Below are 22,039 nucleotides of genomic sequence, written 5' to 3'. Positions count from 1 at the left end.
AGGGCAAAGCCCTTGCCATGCAGCCGCAATGGCAGGGCCGCCCAATCGCGGGACAAGCCCCTACAAGGGTGGACAAGGCGCTTACACTCCCTCCAGCTCCGCCATCAGGTCACTGAGCCGGTCGACCTTGTCATCGTCCAGCACGCGCGCCTCCAGCCCCCGCACGTAGTCGGCCAATGCTTCCACCGTACTGCACTCGAACATCGCCCGCAGTGGCACGTTCAACTGCAACTGCTTCTGCACCCGCGACGCAATCTGGGTGGCCAGCAATGAATGCCCGCCCAACTCGAAGAAGTTGTCGCGCACCCCAACCCGTTCGGCCTTGAGCACGTCGGCCCAGATCCCGGCCAGGGTTTGCTCCAGCGCGTCTCGCGGCGCCAGGTAGGCCTGGCTGTGCTGGCTGCCGATGTCGATGGCTGGCAGGGCCTTGCGGTCGAGTTTGCCGTTGGCGTTGTGTGGCAGGCTATCGAGCCAGGCCCAATGCAGCGGCACCATGTACTCCGGAAGCTCTGCGCGCAGGCGTTGCTTGAGCTGTTCCAGCAGTGCAGCGTCAGCCGTGACATGCGGGTGCGCCACCAAATAACCCACCAGGTGCTTGCCGTTGGTGCCCTCCTGCACGCCTACCGCCGCATCGCGGACCTCAACCTGCTCATGCAGGCGCGCCTCGATCTCGCCCAGCTCGATCCGATAACCGCGGATCTTCACCTGGTGGTCGATACGGCCCACGTATTCGAGCACACCGTCGGCGCGGCGCCTGGCCAGGTCACCGGTGCGATACAGCCGCTCGCCCGGCTCGCCGTAGGGATGCGGCACGAACGCCAGCGCGGTGCGCACCGGGTCGCCCACATAGCCACGCCCGACACCCGTCCCGGCGACGCACAGCTCACCTACCGCCCCCACCGGCACCAGCGTCTGGACCGCGTCGAGCAGGTACAGGCGGTTGTTGTCGGTCGGCATGCCGATCGGCAGGTAGCTGCCCTGGGTGGACGCCGCATCGACCCGGAAGAACGCCACATCGTCCGAGCACTCCGCCGGGCCGTAGGCGTTGACCAGGCCGATGCCCGGATAGCGTTGCAGCCATTGGGCCGCCAGCTCAGGCGGCATGGCTTCGCCGGTCGGCAGCATCCAGCGCAGGTCGCCCAGGTCTTGCTGCTCGTTGGCCAACATGCCCTGGATCAGCGACGGCACGCTCTCCAGCACCGTGATGCCGGTGGCCTGCACGTGTGCCAGCAGCCCTTGCGGGTCCTGGGCGATGCTGTTCGGCACGATTTCCACCCGAGCGCCGAACAGCGGCGCGGCGAGGAACTGCCAGACCGAGATGTCGAAGCTCTGGGAGGCGGTCTGGGCGATCACGTCCCGTGCGTCGAGCGTGAGGTACGGCACCTTGCTCAGCTGGTTGTTGAGCATGCCGCGTTGTTCGACCATCACGCCTTTGGGCAGGCCGGTGGAGCCGGAGGTATAGATCACGTAGGCCAGGTTGTCCGGCGCACTGTGGATGCCCGGGTTGTGGCTGGCGACCTGGCTGGCTTGCACCTGCTCCCAGACCAGCAGCTTCGGGCGTACCGCACCGCCGACCTCGTCCAGCAGTTGCCGGGCCTGCTCGACACAGGCCGCCGAGCACACCAGTACCGGCGTGCGGCTGAGCTCGACGATGCGTTGCAGGCGCGCCGAGGGCAGGCCTGGGTCCAGCGGCAGGTAACCGGCGCCGGCCTTGAAGCTGCCGATGATCATGCCCAGCAATGCCAGGCTCCGCTCGGCCAGCAGCGCCACTGGCTGGTCGATGCCCACGCCGGCGGCCACCAGGGCATGGCCCAGGCGGTTGGCGGCAAGGTTCAGCCCGGCATAGTCGTAGCTTGCGTCCAGGCAGCGGGCAACGGTGCGCTGCGGGTGCGCCGCGACCTGCGCCTCGAACAACGCCACGTAGCTCTGCGCTAGCGGATAGGCCTGCTCGGTACGGTTGCAGTCCTCCAGCAGGAAGCGCTGTTGTTGCTGGCCTAGCAGCGCCAGCTCGGCCACCTCGCCGTCGAACCCATCCACCAGTGCCAGCAGCAGGCGCTTGAAGTCGGCCAGCAGGCGCTCGACGGTCGGGAAGTCGAAATAGCGCTGGTCGAACGACAGGTGCAAGCCCAGGTCGTCGCCGGGGTAGCACACCGCGGTCAACGGGAAGTTGGTGTGGGTGCGGCCCGAATCGGAGCTGGCATTGAGGTGCTGGGCATGGTCCAGCACCGCCGTTTCCACCGGTGCGTTCTCGAACACGAACAGGCTGTCGAACAGCGGCTGGCCCTTGGGCAGCTCGCTGCAGTCCTGGATCGCCACCAGCGGCAGGTATTCATGCTCACGCAGCTCCATGTTGCACGCCAGCAGGCCTTGCAGCCACTGGCGCACGCTTTGCCGTTGGCCCGGTTCGGGCAGTTGCACACGCAAGGCGACGCTGTTGATGAACAACCCGACCGTGCGCTGCATCTGTGGCAGGCTCACCGGGCGCCCGGCCACGGTGACGCCGAAGACCACGTCGCGCTCGCCGCTGTAGCTGGCCAGCACCAGGGCCCAGGCCGCCTGGGCGAAGGTGTTGACGGTCAGTTGATGGGCCTGGGCGAGTTCGCGCAGCCGCACCCCATCGCGTACGTCCAGGCGGGTATGGCAGTCACCGACGACCATGCCGTTACCAGCGTGGTCATGGCGCAGTGGCCGGTCGCTGGGGAGGGCCGTGGCACGCTCGAAGCCGGCCAGGTTGCGCTGCCACCACTGGCGCGCCTCGTCCGGGTCCTGGCGCTGCAGCCAGCCGATGTAGTCGCGGTAGCGCGGCGGCACCGGCAACTGGGCCTGGCGGCCTTCGCCCAGGGCCTGGTAGATCTCGAAGAAATCGTTCATCAGCAACGAGCGGCACCAGGCATCGATGAGGATGTGGTGGTTGCTCATCATGAACCAGTAGCGCGCATCGGCGACCCGCACCAGGCGCAGGTGGAAAGGCGCCTCGCGCAGCAGGTCGAAGCCGGCCTCGCGCTCCTGCCTGTGCAAGGCTTGCAGGCGCGCCTCCTGTGCCGGCGTATCCAGGCCGCGCCAGTCCTGGTAGTCAACCGGCGTGTGGCCCGGCTTATGGATGATCTGCAGCATCGATTCGCCCGCATTCCAGCTGAACGACGCGCGCAGGGCCTCGTGGCGCGCCACCACGGCCTGCCAGGCCTGGGCGAAGCGCTCGGGGTCCAGGGCGCTGTCGATGCGGTAGCGGTCTTGCATGTAGTAGATACCCGTGCCCGGCTCCAGCAGTGTGTGCAGCAGCAGGCCCTCCTGCATCGGCGTCAACGGGTAGACGTCTTCGATCTTGGCCGCCGGTACCGGCAAGGCGTCGATCTGAGCCTGAGTCAGTTGCGCCAGCGGGAAGTCGGACGGCGTGAAGCTGCCGTTGCCATCGGCCAGGCAGTGGGCGACCAAGGCCAGCAATTCCTGGCGATAGGCGTCGGCCAGCGCGGCGATGGTCGCCTCTTCGTAGCGTTCGGCGCTGAAGGTCCAGCGCAATTGCAGCGCACCGCCATACACCTGGCCATCGATGCCGAGCCAGTTGGGCAACGGCGCATCCAGGTCGTGGGCCAGGCCGGCCGGTACATCCAGCGGCTGGAACAGCGCCGCGTCGTCGAATTGCTGGTCGAACTGGCCCAGGTAGTTGAACGTGACCCGCGCCTGGGGCAACGCGGCCATGGCCTCTCGCCCGGCATCGTCGGCCAGGTAGCGCAGCACGCCATGACCCAGCCCCTTGTGCGGCACCTGGCGCAGCTGCTCCTTGATGGCCTTGATGGAGCCGGCACGGGCCAGGTCGTCGTCGCCGGCCTGAGGTTTCAGGCACAGTGGGTAGGCATTGGTGAACCAGCCGACGCTGCGGGTCAAGTCCATATCCTCGAACAGCCCGTCGCGGCCATGGCCCTCCAGTTGCACCAACACCTCACTGTAACCGCTCCAGCGGCACAAGGTACGCGCCAGGGCGGTAAGCAACAGGTCGTTGACCTGGGTGTGGTACGCCGCGGGTGCCTGCTGCAGCAGTTGGCGGGTCTGCGCCACGTCCAGGTTGATGGTCAGGGTACGTGCATGGCGATAGAGATTGCCGCCCTGCGGGTGGTCGCACGGCAACTCACGGCGGGCGGTGCCCAGCTGGCCTTGCCACCAATCGAGCTCGTCACGCAGCGAGTCGCTGCTGGCATAGCTGGCCAGGCGTGCGGCCCAGTCGCCCAGGGTGTGGGTCTTGGCGGCCAGGGGTTGGCCTCGGTAGAGCGCCTGCAGGTCTTCGAGCAGCACGCGCCAGGACACGCCATCCACCACCAAGTGATGGATCACCAGCAGCAGGCGCTGGGCGCCCTGCCCGTCGCTGACCAGCAAGGCACGCAGCAGCGGCCCCTCGGCCAGGTCGAGGCTGCGTTGCACATCGGTGTACAGGGCCTGGCAGTCATCCAGATCGGCCACGGTGGCGAGCCACAGCAACTGATGCGTGGCCGGCTGGGCATACTCGGCCTGCCACTGGCCACCGGCCTGGGTGAAGCGCAGGCGCAGGCTGTCGTGGTGCGCCAGCAAGGCCCCCAGGGCGCGCTCCAGTACCTCGACCTGCAACGGCTGGCGGATGTCCAGCAACACCGCCTGGTTCCAATGCTGGGGCTGGGTGACTCCACTGTCGAAGAACCAGTGCTGGATCGGCGTCAAGGCACTGCGCCCCTGGCGCGGGCCCTGCTCGACCTGACTAATGCGCTCGCTGCGGCTGACCACCGCGGCCAGGGTCTGGATGGTCTGGTGCTGGAACAGGTCCCGAGGGGTGAAATGCAGGCCCAGTTGGCGCGCGCGGCTGACCACCTGGATCGACAGGATCGAGTCGCCGCCAAGCTCGAAGAAGTTGTCGTGAACGCCTACCCGGGAGAGGTTGAGCACCTCACCCCAGACCTGCGCCAGTTGCTGCTCCAACGCGTTGGCCGGGGCCTGGTACTGCTGATGCGCCAGGGCAAGGTCCGGCATGGGCAAGGCTCGGCGGTCGAGCTTGCCGTTGCCCATCAGCGGCAGGCTGCCCAACAGCACCAGGTGCGTGGGCACCATGTAGTCCGGCAGGTGCTGCCGGGCATGGGCCTTGACCGCCTCGCGCAGACTGGCCTGGGCATCCTGGTCGGCGTCGGCCTGTGGGCAGACAAGGTAGCCCACCAGTTGCTTGCCACCCGGCAGGTCCAGCGCCAGCACCACCGCCTCGGCCACATCAGCATGTTCCCGCAGGCGGCTCTCGATCTCGCCCAGCTCGATGCGGAAGCCGCGGATCTTCACCTGTTGGTCGGCCCGCCCGATATATTCCACCAGGCCATCGGTGCGCAGGCGCACCAGGTCGCCCGTACGGTACAAACGCCCGCCCTCACGGCTGAACGGGTCGGCAATGAAGCGCTCGGCCGACAGCCCCGGCCGGTCATGATAGCCCTGGGCCAAGCCGACGCCACCGACATACAGCTCACCGATGCCCCCCTGGGGCAGCAAGGCCAGGTCCTCGTCGAGGACGTACGCCGTGCGCGCACCGATCACCCGGCCGATGGGTACGCTGCCGGCGTCCACGGGCAACTGCTCGGGCGCCAGGCAAGCCAGTGGCATGACCACGGTCTCGGTCGGCCCGTAGGCGTTGAAGAACTGCTGAGGCGCGAATGCCTGGCGGATGCGCTGCAGATGCTCGCCGGTCAACGCCTCGCCGCCGGTGATGACCAGGCGCACCGGCAGGCGCTCGCCCTGCCCGGCCAGGTGCTGGGCCAGCTGGCTGCCATAGCTGGGCGTGAAGCCCAGGATGCTCACCTGCTGCTCGCGCACCAACTGGCAGATGTCCTCGGCGCCCCACTGGCCCTGGCCACGCAGCACCACCCGGGCACCGCAGAGCAATGGCGCCAGCAGGCGCTCGGTGGCGGCATCGAAGTTGATCGAATAGAAATGCAGCTCGCAGTCGTCGCTGCGCATGCCGAACGCCGCGATCACCGCCTGGCAGTGCATGGCGATCTCGCCATGGCTGACCACCACGCCCTTGGGTTTGCCGGTGGAGCCGGAGGTGTAGATCAGGTACGCCTGGTGTTGCGGCAGGTTGAGGTTGTCCAGCGGCGCATCGCTGTAGCCGGCCAGCGATGCGCTATCGTCCTCCAGGCACCATTGCGTCACACCGTGCGGCAACGCGCCCAGGGCGTCGAGCAGCGCACGCTGGCCGAGCAGCAGGCCGATGCGGCTGTCCTCGATCATGTAGCGCAGGCGGTCGAGCGGATACTCGGGGTCCAGCGGCACATAGGCCCCCCCAGCCTTGAGGATCGCCAGCAGGCCCACGACCATTTCCAGCGAGCGCTCCAGTGCAAGGCCTACGCGCACCTGTGGGCCGACACCGCGCTCGCGCAGGGCACGGGCCAGGCGATTGGCCTGCTGGTCCAGCTCGGCATAGCTCAGGTGCTCGCCGGCGAAGGTCAGCGCGCGGGCCTGCGGGGTGCGCACGGCCTGGGCGGCGAACAACCCGTGGAGGGTCTGGCCGGGCTCGAATGCCTGCTCGCCCTGGAGCTGGCTGACCAGCGCCTGCTGCTCGGCGCGACCCAGCATCGGTAGCTCGCACAGGCGCAGGCTCGGGTCGTCGAGCAGGCCGACCAAGACCTGTTGCCAGTGCTCGGCCATGCGGGCGATGCGCGGTTCGTCGAACAGGTCGCAGCTGTAGGTCAGGCAGCAGCCGAGGCGCCCATCCAGGTCGGTGATCTCCAGGTAGAGGTCGAACTTGGTGGCGCTGGCATCATTGACCAAGTAATCGACGGTCATGCCCGACAGCGTGCGGCTCTGCTGGAAGGCCCAGCGCTGCACGTTGCACATGACCTGGAACAGCGGGTTGTAGGCGCTGCTGCGTGGCGGCTGCAACGCGTCGACCAGTTGCTCGAAAGGCAGGTCCTGATGCGACTGGCCTTCGATCACCGTGCGCCGCACCTGCTCGAGCAATTCGGCGGCGGTCATCTGCCCGTCCAGCTCACAGTGCAGCACCTGGGTGTTGAGGAAGGCACCGATCAGGCCTTCGCTTTCCGGGCGGATACGGTTGGCCACCGGCGCGCCGATGCGCAGGTCGTGCTGGCCGCTATAGCGGTGCAGCACAGCGGCCAGGGTCGCCGTCATGGTCATGAACAGGGTCAGGCCACGCGCACGGTTGAAGGCGTGCACGCGTGCGACCAAAGCAGGGTCCAGGTCGAAGCGGTACAGCGCGCCGCGGTGGCTCTGCACGGCGGGGCGCGGTCGGTCCGAGGGCAGCGCCAGCACCGGGTGGTCGTCACCCAGGCGGGCTTTCCAATAGGCCAGCTGGCGTTCCCCTTCCCCGCTTTCCAGCCATTGGCGCTGCCACACGCTGTAGTCCAGGTATTGCACCGGCAACGGCGCCAGCGGCGATTCGCGCTCGTCGACGAACGCTTCGTACAGCTCGCCCAGCTCGCGGGCGAAGATGTCCATGGCCCAGCCTTCGGTGACGATGTGGTGCAGGGTCAGCACGAAGTAGTGCTCGCGCTCGTCGGCCTTGACCAGGCAGGCGCGCAACAGTGGGCCGCGCTCCAGGTCGAACGGCTGGTGCGCCTGCTCGTCGGCCAGCTGGCGCAGGCGCTGCTGGCGAACCTCGGCGGCCAGCGTCGAGAAGTCATGCCAGTGCACAGGCAGCGGGCGGTCCTCGGCCACGCGCTGGCAAGGCACACCATCGATACTGGGGAAGGTCATGCGCAGGGTTTCATGGCGCACGATCAGCGCCTGCAAGGCGCGCTCGAACGCATCCACATGCAGCACGCCGCGCAGCCGCGCCATGCCACCGACGTTATAGGCCGGGCTGTCCGGCGCCATCTGCCAGAGGAACCACATGCGCTGCTGCGAGTACGACAGCGGCACCGCCTGGCGACGGTCGACCCGGGCGATGGCTCCTTGCCGGTCGTGCCCGCCGGCCGCCTGGATGCGCGCGATCTCGGCGCAGAACGCGCCCAGTTCGCGGGCCTCGAACAAGGCCTTGAGCGGCAGCTCGATATCCAGCGCCTGGCGCGTGCGCGAAACGATCTGGGTGGCCAGCAGCGAGTGCCCGCCCAAGGCGAAGAAGTCATCCTGCACGCCCACCCGCGGCAACTTCAGCACCTCACGCCAGATCGCCGCCACCTGTTGTTGCAAGGCACCTTGCGGCTCGACATGGGCACGCTGCTGCCAGACCGGTGCCGGCAACGCCTTGCGATCGACCTTGCCGCTCGGCCCCAGGGGCATTCGAGCCAGATGCACCAGTTGCGCCGGCACCATGTAGGCCGGCAAGCGCGCCGTCAGCGCGGCGAGCAGCGCCTCGGACTGTTCGACACCGCTGTAGTAGCCCACCAGTTGTGCGCCGACTTCATCCTGGTGGATCAGCACCAACGCCTGGTCGACCCCAGGGTGGGCCAGCAGGCAGGCCTGGACTTCCTCGGGCTCGACCCGGAAGCCACGTACCTTCACTTGCTGATCGAGGCGCCCGAGGTACTCCAGGGCGCCGAGCTGCACCAGCCAGCGGGCACGGTCACCACTGCGGTAGAGGCGCTCGCCGTTGCCGTCCGGCCGGGGCACGAAGCGCTCGGCAGTAAGCCCTGGGCGGCCCAGGTAACCGCGGGCCAGGCCCGCTCCGCCCAGGCACAGCTCACCTGGCACGCCGGGGGCGGTCAGTTCCAGCTCAGCATCCAGCACCTGGCACAACACGTTGCCCAGCGGGCGGCCGATGGGTGAGCGCTCGCCATCCTGTGCTCGGCAATGCCAGTGGGTGACGTTGATCGCGGTCTCGGTCGGGCCGTAGCGGTTATGCAACTGCACCTGCGGCAGCACTTGCAGTACGCGGTCGCGCAGGTTGGCCGAGAGTGCCTCGCCACCTGAGAACACCCGGCGCAGGCTGGCGCAGCCACGCACCCGTGGCTCCTGGATGAACACCTGCAACAACGGCGGTACGAAATGCAGCGTGGTCACGCCATGGGCTTGCACCAGCTCGGCGATACGCCGGGGGTCGCGATGCTCGCCGGGGCCCGCCAGCACCAGCGTGCACCCCTGGGCCAGCGGCCAGAAGCACTCCCACACCGACACGTCGAAACTGATCGGCGCCTTTTGCATCAGGACGTCGCTGTCATCCAGGGCGTAGGTGCCCTGCATCCATTGCAGGCGCTCGGCCAGGGCCGCATGGGTAGTGCCCACGCCCTTGGGTTGGCCGGTGGAGCCGGAGGTGTAGATCACATAGGCCAGGTTGTCGCCGTCCAGGTGCAGGCCTGGGGTGTGGCTCGGCCAGCTGTCCAGGTGCAGCTGGTCCAGAGCGAGGGTGCCGACCCCGGCCGCCCGAGGCAGGCGCGGGAGCAGGTCGCTGTGGCTGAGCAGCAGGCCGGCCTTGCTGTCGGCCAGCATGTAGGCCAGGCGCTCAGTCGGGTAATCGGTGTCCAAGGGTACATAGGCACCGCCGGCCTTGAGGATGGCCAGCAGGCCGACCAGCAGGTGTGGCGAGCGCTCCAGGGCGATGGCCACGCAGGTATCAGGGCCAACGCCCTTGTCGCGCAGGTAATGGGCCAGGCGATTGGCCTGCTGGTGCAGCGTGGCATAGTCGAGGCTGCCGCCGTCCCACGCCAGGGCGGTGCGGGTCGGTGTCAGGCGTGCCTGGTCGTTGAGCTGCTCCACCAGCAGGCGGTGTGCCTTCGGTGCTGGCGCCTGCCCCCAGGCCAGCAACTGGGCGCGATCGGCCTCGTCGAGCAATGAAATCTGGCCCAAGGCCAGCTGCGGGTTGGCGCAGACCTGCTCCAGCAAGGCCAGCAACTGCCCGGCCAGGCGCTCGATGGTGGTTGCTTCGAACAGGTCGGCGGCATAGTCGAAGGCCAGGCTCAGCCGCCCCTGGTGGTCCTGCTCGCTGTGCAATTGCAGGTCGAACTTGGCTTCGCGGCTATGCCAGGGCAGCTCTTCGGCGAGCAGGCCCGGCAAGCGGCGCAGGGCCGAGAGGTCCCGCTGCTGGTGGTTGAACATGACCTGGAACAAGCCCTGCTCGCGGGCGTCGGGCAATGCCTCGAGCAGTTGCTCGAACGGCAGGTCCTGGTTGGCCTGGGCGTGCAGCGTGGCATCGCGCACCTGGGCCAGCAACTGGTCGAATGGCAGGCGGCCATGGACCTGGGCGCGCAGCACCTGGGTGTTGATGAAGAAGCCGACCATGCCTTGGGTTTCCAGGCGCGGGCGGTTGGCATTGGGCACGCCCACACGGATATCGTCTTGGCCTGTGTAGCGGTACAGCAAGCCTTGCCAGGCAGCCAGCAACACCATGAACAGGCTGGCGTGCCGCTCCTGTGCGAGCGTGCCCAGGGCTGCCGTCAACCTGGCCGGCACCTTGACACTCAAACGAGCCGCCCGGGGCTCGCGCTGCGCGGAACGCGGGTGGTCGGGACACAGGTCCAGCACCTTCGATTCGTCGCCCAGCCGCGCCGTCCAATAGGCCAACTGCCGGGCAGCCTCACCGCCCGCCAGCCATTGGCGTTGCCACTGGCCATAGTCGGCATGGCCCAGGGGCAACGGTGCCAGCTCGGCCTGCAGGCCTTGGCATTGGGCGGCATACAGCCTGGCGAACTCGTCGAGCAGGATATTCAGCGACCAGCCATCGGCCACGATGTGGTGCAGCGTCACCCACAATTGATGATCGTCATCGCCCAGTCGCGCCAGGGTGACCCGCAGCAGCGGCCCCTGGGTGAGATCGAAGGGTTGGCGGGCCTCGACCTCGCGACGGGCCGCCACCTGTTCGGCATCGAGCCCCTGCAGGTCGATGCGCTGCAGGTCGAAGGCGGCCTCAGGCATGACCTGCTGCAGGCCCTGGCCGTCCACTTCGTAAAAACGCGTGCGCAACGATTCGTGTCGCGCCACCAATGCCTGGAAGCTGGCCTGCAATGCCGCCTCGTCCAGCTCGCCGCGCAGGTGCAAGCCGGCGGGGATGTTGTAGGCGGCGGACTGCGGCTCCAGCTGCCATAGCAGCCACAGGCGGTTCTGCGCCAGGGTTTGCGGATGGGCCTGGGCAGGGCCCAGGGCGGTGATCGCTTGCCTGCCAGGGCCGCCCTTGGCCAGCACGGCAGCCACCGCATCGCGGTAGGCGGCCAGGGTCGGCGCCTCGAGCAGGGTGCGCACGCCCAGGTCGATATCCAGCTCATCGGCCAGACGCGCCGTCACTTGGGTGGCGGCGATCGAGTTACCGCCCAGCAGCAGGAAGTGGTCGTCCGGGGCCACCGATTCGACATCGAGCCGCTCGCGCCAGATCGCGGCGATGCGCCGCTGCAGGTCGTCACCGCTTGCTGCCGGTGCGGCCTGCGCCTCGGTGCCGGGGAAACGCGCGTAGCAATCCAGGCTGCCGTCGGCCATACGCAGGCGGCACGCCGAGCGTTGCAGCTTGCCGCTGGAGGTCTTGGGCAAGGCACCGGGGTTGAGCAACAACACCACTGCCGGGGCCTGGCGGCAGGCATCGGCAGCCACCTGGCGCAGGGTACGGATCAGGTCCTGGGGCTTGATCGCCTTCTGCATTTTGCGGCTGACCTCCACCGCCACGCCGATGCCCTCCTCGCCTTGGTCGTCGACCGCGAACACCGCCACGCGCCCTTTGCGCAAACCTTCGACTTCACGCTCCAGGGTCCTTTCCAGGTCCTGCGGGTAGAGGTTCTGCCCATGCACGATCAGCATGTCCTTCAGGCGCCCGGTGACGAACACCTCGCCTGCACGCAGGAAGCCCAGGTCGCCGGTGCGCAGCCAGCGCTGGCCATCCTGCTCGACGAAGGTCCGGGCACTGGCCTCGGGGTTGCGCCAGTAGCCCAGGGCAATGCTCGGGCCGGCGGCCCAGATCTCTCCGATGTGGTTGTCGCCCAGGGCCTGCAGGCGGAGCGGGTCGACGATACGCACGACATGCCCGGGCTGTGGGTAGCCGCAGCTCATCAGCACGCTGCCCTGCCCCGGCTCGGCGCGGTTGGCGGCGAGCGCCTCGGCATCCAGCGCCAGGGCGGCGATCCCCTGGCCACGCCGGCTGCCACTGACGAACAGCGTCGCCTCGGCCAGGCCGTAGCTGGCGAAGAAGCTGGCCGGGTCGAAACCGCAGGGGCGGAACCTGTCGGCGAAGGTGTCCAGGCTGTCCTGGCGGATCGGCTCGGAGCCCGAATACGCCACGCGCCAGCGGCTCAGGTCCAGGCCGGCCAGGGCCGCTTCGCTGACCCGCTCGCTGCACAAACGGTAGGCGAAGTCCGGGCCACCGCTGATGGTGCCGCCGTATTCGCTGATCGCCTGCAGCCACCGCAACGGCCGGGCGAGGAAATAGCCCGGCGACATCAGCACGCAGGGCACGCCGCTGAAGATCGGTTGCAAAAGCCCACCGATCAGGCCCATGTCGTGGTACAGCGGCAACCAGCTGACGATGACATCGTCTGGGTTCAAGTCGATCCCGAAGCCGTGGCGAATCAGTTGTTCGTTGGCCACCAGGTTGCCGTGGCTGACCTGCACGCCCTTGGGCTGCGCGGTGGAGCCTGAGGTGTACTGCAGGAACGCGATGTCTTCGCCGGTCAATGCCGGCTCGCGCCATTGGCTAGCCAGGGCCGGGTCCAACTCATCCACCGCCAGCAGGCCTGGCGCAGCCCCACCGGCCAGGTCCTGCAGGCTGCTGCGCAGCGCCTGCACCGTCAACAGCAGGCGTGGCTCGGCATCGTCGATGATCGACAGCAAGCGTTCCTGGTGATGCTGGCGCGAAGACTCCGGTGGGTAGGCCGGCACGGCAATGACGCCGGCATACAGGCAGCCGAAGAACGCCGCGACGTAGTCCGGGCCACTGGGGAACAGCAGCACTGCCCGGTCGCCAAGGCCGGCCCGTGCCTGCAAGGCCGCGGCGATGACGCGGGCGCGCAGGTCCAGGTCCCGATAGGTGAGCACGGCCTGCTCGTCGGGATTATCGGCCAGAAAGCGCAAGGCGATCCGGTCCGGGGTCTGCGCGGCGCGTTGCGCCAGGGCCTGGACCAGCGAGAGCGGGAGTTCGAAGGCGTCCGTCATGGGGGGTTCCTGCCAGTGTCTGGGTGGGTCGCGCCGGGGCGGTGCCACGCCGGTCGGCAGGCAGCGTTCGGCAGCTGGGTGTACACAGGGGACGGATGGGCCGGGGAAATAATTAGACAGCCGCGCGGCGCCGAAGCCGCGGTGGACGCGATGTGCAAACGCGGAAAGTGAACCGGTTCACGCTCCGGCGCTTATACGACTTTTACTCGATATCAATTCTATTTCGCATTTGACAATCATTATCACTGAGAATAGCTTGTCGCACGTCGTAGGAAGCGTCCCACTCAGGTGTGCTCCCTCCTCTCTTCGAGACAAGGTGATTTCCATGGCGGAACAACTATCCACAAGTAAGTGCGATTCACCCTTACTCCAGGCATTCGTCGACAACCGCAGCATCCTGGTCAAGATCGCCGCGCGCATCACCGGCTGCCGCTCGCGGGCCGAAGACGTGGTGCAGGACGCCTTCTTCCGGCTCAGCGCCGCACCGCAGATCACATCCTCGTTCAAGGCCCAGCTCAGCTACCTGTTCCAGATCGTGCGCAACCTGGCGATCGACCACTACCGCAAGCAAGCCATGGAACTCAAGTATTCGGGCAGCGAAGAGGAAGGCCTCAATGTCGTCCTGCAGAACGCCTCACCCGAAGCCACCCACATCAACCTTGCCACCCTCGAGCACATCGCCGAAGCCCTGGGCGAGTTGCCCCAGCGTACCCGCTATGCCTTCGAGATGTATCGCCTGCACGGGGTGCCGCAAAAGGACATCGCCAAGGAGCTGGGCGTATCGCCGACACTGGTGAACTTCATGATCCGCGATGCGCTGATCCATTGCCGCAAGCACAGCCGCCAGGGCTGAGCCCCCTGGGGGGCGCGGCGCGCCCCCCCCTATCGCGGGACAAGCCCGCTCCCACAGCGACTGACGTATCAGACCAACGAACAGCGATCGAAGAACCGCTCCCGCCCCAGGATCATCAACGCCGCCCGCTTGTGCGGGAAATCGAATTCCTTCTCGCAATGGAAGCACTGCCCATGCAGGTAGCCGATCATCCTGCCGTTGTCGGCACGTGGCTCGGCGACCACCCGCTGGGTACGTGGGTCGTCCAGGAACAGGTAGTGCACTAGCGCCGACAACCAGCTGGCCACCTTGTGCGGACCACGATGCGCCTGCTCGCCTACCAACATGTGGATACCGCGGTCGTAGTCGCCAGCCGGGTAGAACGGTGCGATCCGGTCTTCCTTGGCCCAGTAGGCCTCGAAGTAGGCGAACGGCTCATCATCGAAGCAACCGACCAGGGTCAGGGTGTGCGGGTCGGCCTCGAGTTTCGCCAGGTATTCACGATGCTGCTCAAGGGTACCGGCCTCCTGCCAGAACTGCGCGATGCGCGGGTCGTTCTGCCAACGGTTGAAACGGGCCAGGTCGTGATCGATCTCCAGGGTGCGCAATGACACCCAGGCGCCCAGGCGCGCATCGAAACGCCGGTACACCTCACCACGCGGCTTGGGCGGGCGCCTGGGGTGGCGCTTGCCGTCGCGGAACATCATCTGCTGGGGGTAGTGATCGGCCGCCGCATCGCCAAGCCAGGGCTGAGGCAATTGCCAGAACATCCCGCGCTCGCACAGGTACAGGCCCGGGCGCTCGCCGGGCACCAGCAGCCCGCTGGCCAGCGCCTGGGGCAGCGCCTCGGGCAGGTGCCAGGCCAGGCGCTGGCAGGCCGGGTCGCGCGACAGCAGCCAATAGCATGCCGCCCACAAGGCCTGTTCGGGGCGCTCCGGGCACAGTCGCTCCACATGCACGTCAAGGGTAGCGCCTGGGGCCAGGCGCACCTGGATCAACGGGCGGCCTTCGAGTGTAAGGCTCAAGCGGGTATCCCCTTCATCGGCACTGAGGCTGCGCCAGCGGGGCAAGGAAAGAGGCAGCGAAGCGGCATCGAACGGCATGGTCACGGCTCACGAAAAGGACGGTAGGGTTCAATCCGGTAGACGTGACCTGCACAAGGGAATTTAGTCGTTGGGCGGGCGCACCACCTTGACGCGATACGGCTGGAAGATACGCAGCATCTGGCCGTTGTCGTGCAACCGTCGTATCAGCGCGGCAAATGCCTTGGCGTCGATGGGCGACTCGGGACGCAGGATGGCGTAGTGGCGATAACGCTGGTCGATGCGTTCGGAGGCCAGGAACTGGTCGGCGATGTCGGGGTGGCGGGCGCAAAAATCAATGAAGTAGGAGCGCGTGACCAAGGCGATATCGACCCGCCCGCGCTCGACCATCAACAGGTTGCTGTCGTGGGAGTAGGTCAGGATCGCATCGTAGGTTTCGCCCAGGTAGTACGGGTCGGAATTGAAGTTGGCGAATGCATAGTGGTAGCCGTTGAACAGGGCCAGGCGCTTGCCTTGCAGGTTCTCGAAGTACTGCTGGTCGCGCCCGGTCTGGCGGCGGGCGACGAAGATCTCGGCATCTTCCAGGCCCAGGTCCACGCTTTGATGGGGAAAGCGGTCCCAACCCCACTTGGGGTTCTCGAACATGGCGATGTCGGTACGCCCCTGCTGGAAATCGCCGAAGCGCCGCGGCACGGACGTAGGCACGAGCACGAAATGGTATTGCTGTTGCAACTGGTTGAGCGCCTTGAGCATCTGCGGCAGCAAGCCGGTTTCGGTGCCTTGTTCGGGGCGCACGGTATAAGGGGGGAAATGCGCGCCGCCGACCCTCACCTCCACCACCGGGCCCGCCTGCGCGAGCGAGGCCTGCGACAACGCAGCAGAGATCAACAAACAGGACAGGGCCTTGAGGCCGGGTACGCGAATCAAGGGAAGGACACTCGTCACGGTTCGAACGGGATCCAACTAACCTAGGCGTTTTCCCGCCAAGGCACAACAACAGCTTATGCCAAAATGCCAGGGGATGCCCTCGGCGCGGACATTGGCTACGCTCTAGCGACCACGCAGATGCTGCGTCTTGAAGGGAGCCCTGGTATGGGCCATTGGCTGGTGATTGACTTGGAGGCCACCACCGACGACGGGGGCTGGCCCGTCACGGAGATGGAAATCATTGAAATCGGTGCGAGCCTGGTGACCCGGGAAGGTCGCGAGGTCGATCACTTCCAACGGTTCGTGCGCCCCCGGCGGCGGCCGCAACTGACGCCCTTCTGCCGCGCCCTGACTCACATCAGCCAGGCCAGCGTCGATGGCGCGGCGGCCTTTCCCGACGTGTGGGCGCAATTCGAACGCTGGCTGGGCCACCATCGTGAACGTCTGCAGGCCTGGGTCAGCTGGGGCGACTATGACCGCCAGCAACTGAACCAGGAATGGCAACAGCACCAGGTCACGAGCCTGCTGCAGACCCTGCCCCATATCAACCTCAAACAACGCTTCGCCAAGGCCCGCCACCTGCAACGCCCGCTGGGGCTAAACAGTGCCCTGCAACTGGCCGGGCTGCAGTTCACCGGCCAGCAGCACCGCGCCCTGGAGGACGCCCGCAACACCGCTCGACTGCTGCCCTTGAGCCTTCCGGCCACCGGCACGTGAATTCAGATGACGGCGTGTGGGGGCTTGGGCATACTGGCCAGCCCTTTTCCACCCTTCTTTCAGGAGTCGCTTCATGTTCAAGGTCAATGAATACTTCGATGGCACCGTCAAGTCGATCGGCTTCGCAGGCGAGGAAGGCCCGGCGACCGTGGGCGTCATGGCGCCGGGCGAGTACGAGTTCGGCACCGCCAAGCGCGAGATCATGCACGTGGTTTCCGGTGCGCTGACCGTCAAGCTGCCAGGCAGCGACAACTGGGAAGTGTTCAAGGCGGGCAGCCAGTTCAACGTGCCGGCCGACAGCAAGTTCCAGCTGAAAGTGGCAGTCGACACCGCCTACCTGTGCGAGTACCGCGACTGATCGATTCGGCGGCGAGCGCGGGTCCGAGCGCTTGCTGCCAACCCCTGTGGCAGCGGCCTTGTGCCGCGATCGAGGGGCAAGCCCTTGGCTGGGCACCAAGCGCCGCTACTGGCCGTAATGGATACGATTGACATACCAGGTGGCTTCACCGGTAGGTGTGTTCACCACCACCTCATCCCCTTCTTCCTTCTTCAACAGCGCCCGTGCCATGGGCGAGTCGATCGAGATGTAGTCGTTGCGGCCATGGATCTCGTCGTAGCCAACGATACGAAACTTCAACATCTCGCCCTCGTCGTTCTCGATCTCCACCCACGCGCCGAAGAACACCTTGCCTTCCTGCTGCGGTGAATAGGCAACGACTTTGACGTCTTCCAGACGCTTGCGCAGGTAGCGTACTCGGCGGTCGATCTCGCGCAGCAGCTTCTTGTTGTACTGGTAATCGGCATTCTCGCTGCGATCACCCAAGGAGGCTGCCCAGGTGACCTTTTGCGTGATCTCGGGGCGATAGACCCGCCACAAGTGGTCGAGCTCCTTCTTCAGGGCCTCGTGACCTTCGGTGGTGATGATGTTGGTGCTCAAGCCGTATTCTCCTCAGTGCATCCACGGCAGGCGCAAGCCCGCCGTGGCCCCGAGCTTAACGAAAAATCCGCGACGCTACACGCGCCTCAACGGCGGGTGATCAAGCCCTGGCGGGCGATGCGGGTGAGCTGGCCGATCACTTCAGCGGCCTCGTCGGCCAGCGGCGCCTGGATGACCGCCAGGTCGAAACGGTCATTGGCGAACTCGGCCAGGCCATCGCAGGTTTCGGCGAACTGGACGAGGAATGCGCGTGCCTGACCCTTGCGCCGTGAAAGGCCATCGAGGTTGCGTAGAAGCGTGGGTTGATGCTGGCCACCGAGCAGGATGCGCGGTGTACGGGACGCCTGGTCGGCAGGCAATGGGCTCAAGCAAACACTGGTACGTGGACAACTCATGGAGATATCTCTGCGCCTCGCGAATCCCGCTGGGCAGCGGTGGGAGGCGTCACCGAACCAGCGCTTTAGCGGTATTTCGGATGACCCAGAGGGGGCTTCTCCCGCGCCCCGCAAGTAGCTGTTTAAATCGGCGCAGACGGTATGCTAGAGGCTCGAGCGGCAACTTACAAGCCACCTGTAAAGGTTTCAGCGCTTGGCCACACGCTCCAACGATTGCCGCTGCCGGTTGAACGCCAGGAAGTACTTGTTGACACTGTTGACGAAATTGACCGGCCCCATGCCGACCTGCTCCATGGCGATGCGCTCGGTCTGGAAGAACCATTGGTTGCCGTTGAGCCCGCGGCGCCGTGCTTCGGCCCGCATGGCCTGGACCCGCTCCGGCCCGAGGTTGTAGGCCGCCAGCACGAACGCCATGCGCTCGCGCTCGTTGAGCTGGGGGCTGGCGAAGAACTTGCGGCGGATCAGCGCCAGGTAGCGTGCACCAGCCTGGACATTGCCATCGACCGTCGCGGTGTTACTCACCCCCACGCGGCGGGCCGCCGACGGGGTGATCTGCATCAACCCATGGGCGCCACCGCTGCCCCGCGCCGCCGGGTTGAGCGTCGACTCCTTGAAGGCCAGCGCCGCCAGGTTGAGCCAGTCGATCTGCTGCGCAGCGCCATGCTTTTGCAACACCGCACGCACCGACTCCAGGCGCTTGCGGCTCTTGCGTGCCAACGGGTCGTGTACTCGGTACTGGCGCCGGTAGATGCGCTCGAAGGCCGCGTCCTGGTTCGCCGGGGCACGATAGCCCTGGAGGAAGCGGTCCACGGTGGCCAGCAGCATGCTGGCATCACGCCGGACATACCAGCGCATCGCCTGGGGTTGGCCCAGGTGGACCCGGCTGTCCAGGCGCAGACGCGGCATCACCCGCGCCCAACGCTGGGCGATCGGGCGCTCCACCACGGTCAGGTGGTAAATGCCGGCCTGGACCATTTCCAGTACATCCTCGACGGCCAGGCTCGGGTCCACCCACTCCACCTTGATCGCAGCGCGCTTGCGCAAGGCCAGTTGCTGGTTGAGCTGTTCGATCACCGCTCCGCCGGCACTGGCGCTGGTCAGGGCGACGGTACGCCCGGACAACTGCTCGACGCGGCTGAAACTGCGCTCACCCTTGCGCCCTACCAGCATCAGCTGCACCTGGTCGCGCACCGGGGCGCTGCCGCTGACGCCGCGCACCAGCGAAGGGTCCAGCAGTTCGCCCGGCGCCGCCAGGTCGCCCTCGCCCCGCTGCAGGGCGGCGAGCAGCTGCTCCTTGGCCCGCGGAATGAGCTTGAGGCGGATTTCCTGGCCATCCCGGGCGCGGGCATTGAGGTAATGCTCCAGGCTTCGCAGGCGATGATGCTCGACGCCCACCGGCTCGCCCTTGACCTCGCCCGAGCTGTTGCGGCTCTGGTTCACCAGGACCCTGAGCACCTTGCTGCTGCGGATCTGCGCCAGGTCCCGCACCTGACTGACCGGGACGTGTTGCTGCGGGCCAGGCAAACGGGCATTGGCTGGCCCGGCCAGGGTCAGGCCGAGGGTCAGCAGGAAAATCAGCAGCGATCGCAGCATGCGAGAACCTGTCCATGGGCGGTGGGCCGGCGCCATGGCGCATCCAACCCATGACAAATGACGCCAAAAGACCACGACAACCGCTTGAAGTTCTGGGATTTATTGGAAATTCCCGATTTTTGCTATGCTGGCCGACCCGCGGCACGAGGTAGCACCATGCAACTGATCGATATCGGCGTCAACCTGACCAACAGCAGCTTCCATGACCAACAGGCCGCCGTCGTCGAACGCGCCGTGCAAGCGGGCGTGGTGCAGATGATCGTCACCGGCACCAGCCTGGGTGTCAGCGAACAGGCCATGGAACTGGCCTTGCAGCTGGACCCGGAAGGCCACCACCTGTTCACCACCGCAGGCGTCCACCCCCACGATGCCAGCACCTGGGACAGCGCCAGCGAGGATCGATTGCGCCAGCTCCTGGCGCAGCCGCGCGTGCGCGCCGTTGGCGAATGCGGCCTGGATTTCAACCGCGACTTCTCCCCTCGCCCGCTCCAGGAAAAAGCCCTGCATGCACAACTGGCCCTGGCCGCCGACCTGCAATTGCCGGTGTTCCTTCACGAGCGCGATGCCAGCGAGCGGCTGTTGGCGATCCTCCAGGACTACCGCGACCACCTGCCCGCCGCCGTGGTGCACTGCTTCACCGGCGAGCGCGAGGCCTTGTTCGCCTACCTGGACCTGGACCTGCACATCGGCATCACCGGCTGGATCTGCGATGAGCGCCGCGGCACCCACCTGCACCCGCTGGTCGGTAACATCCCCAAAGGCCGCCTGATGCTTGAAAGCGACGCGCCCTACCTGCTGCCGCGCAGCCTGCGGCCCAAGCCCAAGAGTGGGCGCAACGAGCCGGCCTTCCTGCCCGAGGTGTTGCGCGAGGTGGCGCTGCATCGGGGCGAAGGTTCGGAAGAGACGGCAGCCCATACCACCGCCACGGCGCAGGCGTTCTTCCGGCTGGTGTAAAGCCCGGCCTTTGTTGACGCATATCAAGGCATGCCCTGGGGTGAGCCGGCACAATGATGGCACCTTGCCAATGTTGTTTCCGCTCAACTCAGAGAAGACCTGTCCATGGGTGCCTGGCTTAGCAATATTTCCCTTAGATACAAGTTTTGGGCCGTCAATGCGGTGGCCTTCATCACTACCTTGCTGCTGGTGCTCTACGCGGTGCACCTGGAACAGCAGGCGCGCGCCGAGGGCGCCCGCGACACGGCCGCCGCCCAGGCCAAGCTGATCGACGCCTGGCCTGCGGGGCAGGCCCTACCCGTGCAGCCCAACCTGGTGACCTGGCAGATCGGCCAGGTCCCGGTCATCGCCGAACAACCACGCGAGGCCCTGGCCAACGCCCAGGGCTGGGTCCCGCTGCCCCATGCCTGGCTCCTGGGCGACACCCCGCTGCTGGGCGCCCAGGTCGTGCGCCATGGCGACCAGCAAGTCGCCGTATTGGCCCAGGCGCCGAGCCTGCGCCAGGTATTCTTCGAGCGCTTCAGTCGCTATGCCCTATGCGTGCTGATCCTGATGCTGGCGATGCTCTGTGCCTCGCAGTTGCTCATCCGCTTCTTGCTCAGCCAGCTGAACACCCTCAAGGACGTGATGCTCCACGTGGAGAAGACCGGCGACCTGGCCGCTCGCGTGCCGCTGTCCTGCGGCGATGAAGTCGGCCAGATGGCAGGCGCCTTCAATGCCATGCAAACCACCTACCACCGCATCGTCAGCACCGTGGCGCACACGGCGGCGCAGCTGGACGCCGGCGCCGCGCGCCTGGCCGCGAGCATGGATGAGGTGCGCCACGGCATGATCGGCCAGCAGAGCGAAACCGACCAGGCAGCCACGGCCATCAATGAAATGTCTGCCACTGTGCACCATATCGCCCAGCACGCCGGCGCCACCCGCGACCTCTCCCAGAGCGCCGACACCCTGGCCGGCAGCGGCCAGGCCGTGGTCAGCCGGGTACAGGGCTCGATCGCCGGATTGTCCGGCGGAGTCCAGCAGACCGCCGAGATGATCCGCCAACTGGCCGAGGACAGCCAGCGCATCAACGGCGTGGTCGGGGTGATCCACAGCATCGCCGAGCAGACCAACCTGCTGGCCTTGAACGCAGCCATCGAGGCCGCCCGGGCCGGCGACCTGGGCCGTGGCTTCGCCGTGGTGGCAGACGAGGTGCGCAACCTGGCCAGGCGTGTGCAAAGCTCCACGGATGAAATCACCGGCATGGTCGCGGCCTTGCAGGCCGGCACCCGGGATGCGGTGGACTTCATGCAGGAGAGTTCGTACAAGGCCGATGACTGCGTCAAGCAGGCCCAGGAGGCCGGCGAAGCACTGGCAGAGATCACCAGTGCCGTGGCGCAGATGCGCGAGAGCAACACCCAGATCGCGGTGGCCGCGCAACAGCAGAGCCAGGTCGCCGAGGAAATGAACCGGGCGGTGGTCAGCATCCGCGATGTCACCGAACAGACCGTTCAACAGACGGTCGACTCGGCCACCACCAGCAGCGAACTGGCGAGCCTGGCCGCACAGCTGAACAAGGCCATCGGCCAGCTCAAGCTATAGGGTCGATAACCCGCTTCGATTGGCCCCCGCC

At 66.7% G+C, this 22,039-nt stretch carries 11 protein-coding genes; 5 read left to right on the top strand and 6 right to left on the bottom strand.

Annotated elements, in window-relative coordinates; genetic code table 11:
* Positions 1-81 precede the first annotated feature (81 nt).
* The gene (locus tag K8374_RS07945) at positions 82-13,026 is read right to left on the bottom strand and encodes a non-ribosomal peptide synthetase (RefSeq protein ID WP_224458568.1); all 12,945 of its coding nucleotides are present in this window, start codon (positions 13,024-13,026) and stop codon (positions 82-84) included.
* A gap of 325 nt (positions 13,027-13,351) precedes the next feature.
* Between K8374_RS07945 and K8374_RS07940 the strand changes: the two genes are divergently transcribed.
* A complete protein-coding gene (locus tag K8374_RS07940) occupies positions 13,352-13,879 on the top strand; it encodes an RNA polymerase factor sigma-70 (protein ID WP_084854786.1) in 528 nt (175 codons plus the stop codon).
* A gap of 68 nt (positions 13,880-13,947) precedes the next feature.
* On the opposite strand, the gene K8374_RS07935 is transcribed toward K8374_RS07940, so the two are convergent.
* Together K8374_RS07935 and K8374_RS07930 are read right to left on the bottom strand one after the other, a co-directional pair.
* Positions 13,948-14,961: a GNAT family N-acetyltransferase gene (locus tag K8374_RS07935; protein WP_224458567.1), complete on the bottom strand. Its 1,014-nt coding sequence runs from the start codon at positions 14,959-14,961 to the stop codon at positions 13,948-13,950.
* Between the two features lie 63 nt (positions 14,962-15,024).
* Positions 15,025-15,828, bottom strand: a complete 804-nt coding sequence (locus tag K8374_RS07930; RefSeq protein WP_224458566.1) for a substrate-binding periplasmic protein — start codon at positions 15,826-15,828, stop codon at positions 15,025-15,027.
* Between the two features lie 165 nt (positions 15,829-15,993).
* Here K8374_RS07930 and K8374_RS07925 point away from each other — a divergent pair, with 165 nt between their 5' ends.
* Entirely contained in the window at positions 15,994-16,545 is a 552-nt protein-coding gene (locus K8374_RS07925; RefSeq protein WP_224458565.1) for an exonuclease domain-containing protein, read from the top strand.
* Between the two features lie 73 nt (positions 16,546-16,618).
* Entirely contained in the window at positions 16,619-16,903 is a 285-nt protein-coding gene (locus tag K8374_RS07920) for a pyrimidine/purine nucleoside phosphorylase (RefSeq protein WP_196145727.1), read from the top strand.
* Between the two features lie 105 nt (positions 16,904-17,008).
* Here the strand turns inward: K8374_RS07920 and greB are convergent, their stop codons facing one another.
* The 3 genes from greB to K8374_RS07905 all read right to left on the bottom strand — a co-directional run bounded on the left by greB (position 17,009) and on the right by K8374_RS07905 (position 19,470).
* Positions 17,009-17,482, bottom strand: coding sequence for a transcription elongation factor GreB (gene greB, locus K8374_RS07915; protein ID WP_224458564.1), 474 nt, complete (start codon positions 17,480-17,482; stop codon positions 17,009-17,011).
* 86 nt (positions 17,483-17,568) lie between these two features.
* A complete protein-coding gene (locus K8374_RS07910; protein WP_084854792.1) occupies positions 17,569-17,877 on the bottom strand; it encodes a hypothetical protein in 309 nt (102 codons plus the stop codon).
* A 186-nt stretch (positions 17,878-18,063) separates the two neighbouring features.
* A complete protein-coding gene (locus tag K8374_RS07905) occupies positions 18,064-19,470 on the bottom strand; it encodes a transglycosylase SLT domain-containing protein (protein ID WP_224458563.1) in 1,407 nt (468 codons plus the stop codon).
* A 156-nt stretch (positions 19,471-19,626) separates the two neighbouring features.
* Here K8374_RS07905 and K8374_RS07900 point away from each other — a divergent pair, with 156 nt between their 5' ends.
* Both K8374_RS07900 and K8374_RS07895 read left to right on the top strand, forming a co-directional pair.
* Complete coding sequence (locus tag K8374_RS07900; protein ID WP_224458562.1) at positions 19,627-20,424, top strand: TatD family hydrolase; 798 nt, start codon at positions 19,627-19,629, stop codon at positions 20,422-20,424.
* Between the two features lie 105 nt (positions 20,425-20,529).
* On the top strand, positions 20,530-22,008 hold the full coding sequence (locus K8374_RS07895) for a methyl-accepting chemotaxis protein (protein ID WP_224458561.1): 1,479 nt from the start codon (positions 20,530-20,532) through the stop codon (positions 22,006-22,008).
* Positions 22,009-22,039 lie beyond the last annotated feature (31 nt).

Origin of the sequence: Pseudomonas sp. p1(2021b), from assembly GCF_020151015.1 — a bacterium.
GTDB lineage: Bacteria > Pseudomonadota > Gammaproteobacteria > Pseudomonadales > Pseudomonadaceae > Aquipseudomonas > Aquipseudomonas putida_K.
Note: the sequence above shows the minus strand (reverse complement) of the source record. Positions and strands in the feature narration are given on the sequence as shown.